Raw genomic sequence first — 3,776 nt, 5'->3', positions numbered from 1 at the left:
CATGGTCGCGACCAGTCACAGCGCGTGCGATCCTGATGGCATGATAAGTCGCCTCAGAACCTGTGGTGGTGAGCTGAACCGATTCAACACCGGGCACACACTTACAGAATAATTCCGCAAACTGTCCTTCCAGATCTGTCGGACCAGCTCCCATCAGTACCGTATTGTCTTCCATCGACTGCCTTACCGCCTGATTTACGTCTGTATCGTTATGCCCAAGGAACGCGGCGGCAAAGCCCGCCTGATAATCGATATACTTATTTCCCTCGATGTCCCAGACATAGGCCCCCTTCCCTTTGCTAAAACAGATATTAGGGTCTGATTTCCTGTTCAGGGATACCACCCCTCCAGGTATCCATCGCTCGTTTTTCTTTAGTAATTCTGATGATTTGGGCCAGCTATGCATACAACGATATTGTATTGTTAATGAATTTCATATTTAATTGTATTATTTATCAAAACTTGGGATTTTCATATATTCTCCGTTTTTGAGTGCAGAGGCATGTGCAACTATACCCGGAGCGGTATAAGCCAGGGCCTCGTAGATGTTTACCTCCGGCTGTCTGCTCTTAACCAGGGCATCAATAAATTCGTGGGTTATAAAAGTATGTGATCCGCCGTGCCCGCTATTGTGGTGCAGGGGCTGAGGCAGCATATCGGTATCCCACCAATTCGACTGTTTATAGACCTCAACTGTATTTGCCTTGTTCTTAAATCCTGCATCATCTTTACCCAATGTATCAGCTGTGCGTACAATAACATTATCTTCAACACCTTGCTGAGGAGAATAAAAACTCATTTTACTTCCCCGCCATTCCCCGCGCTCAGCCTCTTTTAATGCCCCTTTCCAGTTCACCTCCACCCTGAAAGGGGTATGTTTATTGGTTTGGAAAAATGCGGTTTCATTCCAGAAAGGATTTTGATAGGGATTATTTTTCAATAACGGGCTGTCATCGCCCCATCCCAGACAGCTTACACTGGTCAGTCTTTCTCCCGTGACGGAGATCAGGAAAGAGGTACAATGCGTAGGATACAGCATTGGCGGCAGTCCATGCCTCCAGGTAGGTTTGCCATTTTCAAAAAAGTAAGACTCCAGGCCCGGATGATTGTATTCGGCAGCAGCACTAAAGATGTGCCCAAACTCTCCGGCTTTATAGAATTTTTTCGCAGAAATAGTATTTTGCCTGTACGCGGTAGTCTCTGCCATCATATAGGTAAGTCCGGTACGCTCCACAGCATCTCTTATTTTATCACACTCCTCCAGTGTCATCGCCGCCGGAACAGCACACAATACGTGCTTACCTGCTTTCAGTGTTTCTATTACATGCTTTGCGTGGTCAATTGCAGGCGTAGCAATAAACACAGCCTCTACCTTTGGATCTTTCAGCAGCTTTTCCAGCGATTCGTAGCTTTTCTGGCATTTATAGATCTGCATCAGCTTGTCACGCCGGTCCTTACGCAAGTCGCTTACTGCCTCCACAATACAATTTGGATGCTCATGGAAATAAAAGCCTGCGCCAAATCCCCCGCCAACAATAGCTACCCTGATCTTGCGGTCACTTAAAGGAATCCCCGCAAAAGCAAGGTAAGGAGCTGCCGTAAACGCAGCAGCCCCGATACCAGCCGCACTCAAAAACTCTCTTCTCTTCATAGATAATAAATCAATACATTTTCGTGAAACTAAATTACGGCTTGCAATAGGGAGATGTGCTAAATATTCTATCCAATACTTAAACTATTTTATCCTTTTAACGCCTGTTCTGATCGGGAGAATGGCAGCTGAATCATAAAATAGTATCACAAAAGCAAATAATAATAGGAGTCTTTAGTGTCCGCAAGGTCTATATTTATTCTTCTGATAAGGACCAGGTATTATGCAAACCTCATTTTACTACGACAATAGCAAAGCAGGTGTATCGATAAAAAGCAGGCTCGACGGTACCGCTGATCCGCGGCTTTTAGATGTGGAACTGCTGTTAACAGATTCTATTTATGTGAAAGAGCTGATCGTATCGAGTATTGAGGATCAGTTCCACTTTCACAATACCCACGAGATCGCATTGATCCTCAAAAGTAAGGGCACCCGGATCATTGGCGACAGCATTGAGAATTTTTCTGAGGGAGACCTCGTCATCCTGGGGCCAAAGGTTCCGCATATTTCTTACTATAACAATTCTGCTATCCATGCACTCGTTGTCTATTTCCGTCCGAACTGGCTCACTGAAAATCAATTGAATTCGGAAAGCCTTTTCAAACTCAGGAAACTGTTTAACGATACAGACAGAGGAATTAAGGTGACTGGTCTTACCAAGCAAAAAGTAGCAAAAAATCTGTTTAAGCTTAAAAGGACAAAAGGCCTGGAACGGATACTTATTTTACTCAACATCCTGGAAGCTATTGCAAAATCAAACGAATATCAATGCCTTGCCAGTGAAGGATATTCAAATTCGTTTAGTCAGCAGGACATCAAAAGACTTGACAGGGTTTACCAGTATATCCGGGATCATTTTACCGAAACGATTACACTTGAGAATATCGCTTCCATTTCCAATATGGCCCCAACCGCATTCTGCAAGTATTTTAAAAACAAGACACAGAAAACCTTTACAAATTTCGTAAATGAAGTGCGGATCGGTTACTCCTGCAAGCTGCTTTGGAACCTGGATCTCTCTGTTTCTGACATTTGTTTTAAATGCGGGTTCAATAACCTGACAAATTTCAACAGGAATTTTAAACTGTACACGAAAATGAGCCCCTCAAAGTACCGGATGAGCATCGGGCACAAAAAATTATAAAATATTGAGAAATGGCATTAAATGAGCTGATTTTTCTAAGCATTCCAATGATCAATGTTACCGTACTCCCAATGACTGGACATGGTATGACCACAACCCTTTCTCAACTTCTTTACGACCTCTTCTAGGGGGTTACATGACCCCAAAGCCTATCAAAGGCCTTGAAACCGTTAAATTGGATTTGCAAAAGCAGCAATGGAAGCTGGTCAGAACTCTTACAAACAGCAATACCTTTATCCGGCAAAGGCATTTCATTTCACGGCTGAAATAAAACCTTATTTCTATCCAGGATTAATGTGAGCGATAGCATATCAGTGTCCAATATCACTTTTTTTAAAAACACCCGTCACTTTCCTGCCCTTAATAAATGGCCAATTTTGGAAGATAATAATCAAGTATGCCAGCGGAAAAGACTTTCATTATAGCAGATCACTGCTTCCATTGCGGTGAAGATATCACAACCGGTATTTACAAGTCTGATGACATGAAGTTTTGCTGCCTGGGCTGTAAAACCGTCTATGAGATATTATCTAAACATAATCTCTCTAATTATTATATATACAACGATATCCCCGGACAAACTCAGCAGAAACAAAAACTCAATCTTGACTACCTCGATGTAAAGGAGATCGCCGAAAAGCTGGTAGACTATCAGGACGAGAATACCTCTATCATAACTTTATTTATCCCTGCAATTCACTGCAGTTCCTGTATTTGGTTGTTAGAGCACCTTTACCAGCTGCAGCCGGCAGTCCTGAAATCCAGAATAGATTTTTTAAAAAAGCAGGTCACGATCACTTTCAAAAATCAGGAAGCAACCTTAAAAGAAATCATTGAAATGCTGGTATCCATTGGCTATGAGCCCTTGATCAGTCAACAGGATGTGGTTAAAGAAAAACAAGGAGATAAAGCAGAAAGAAAGCTGATTACAAAAATTGCTGTAGCCGGATTTTGTTTTGGAAATGTGATGCTGCTCAGCTT

At 42.5% G+C, this 3,776-nt stretch carries 4 protein-coding genes; 2 read left to right on the top strand and 2 right to left on the bottom strand.

Going from position 1 to position 3,776, the window contains the following annotated elements:
* Together VK541_RS01875 and VK541_RS01870 are read right to left on the bottom strand one after the other, a co-directional pair.
* Positions 1-406: aminotransferase class III-fold pyridoxal phosphate-dependent enzyme (locus VK541_RS01875; protein WP_324366361.1), on the bottom strand; the 406-nt coding region annotated here is incomplete at its 3' end.
* Positions 407-448: 42 nt separating this feature from the next.
* Positions 449-1,651, bottom strand: coding sequence for a Gfo/Idh/MocA family oxidoreductase (locus VK541_RS01870; RefSeq protein WP_324366359.1), 1,203 nt, complete (start codon positions 1,649-1,651; stop codon positions 449-451).
* Positions 1,652-1,874: 223 nt separating this feature from the next.
* Between VK541_RS01870 and VK541_RS01865 the strand changes: the two genes are divergently transcribed.
* Together VK541_RS01865 and VK541_RS01860 are read left to right on the top strand one after the other, a co-directional pair.
* A complete protein-coding gene (locus VK541_RS01865; protein ID WP_324366357.1) occupies positions 1,875-2,795 on the top strand; it encodes an AraC family transcriptional regulator in 921 nt (306 codons plus the stop codon).
* Between the two features lie 397 nt (positions 2,796-3,192).
* Positions 3,193-3,776 (top strand): heavy metal translocating P-type ATPase metal-binding domain-containing protein (locus tag VK541_RS01860; protein ID WP_324366354.1); only part of this gene is annotated, 584 nt, incomplete at its 3' end.

Source organism: Pedobacter sp. (assembly GCF_035317785.1).
In the GTDB taxonomy this organism is placed as follows: domain Bacteria; phylum Bacteroidota; class Bacteroidia; order Sphingobacteriales; family Sphingobacteriaceae; genus Pedobacter.
Note: the sequence above shows the minus strand (reverse complement) of the source record. Positions and strands in the feature narration are given on the sequence as shown.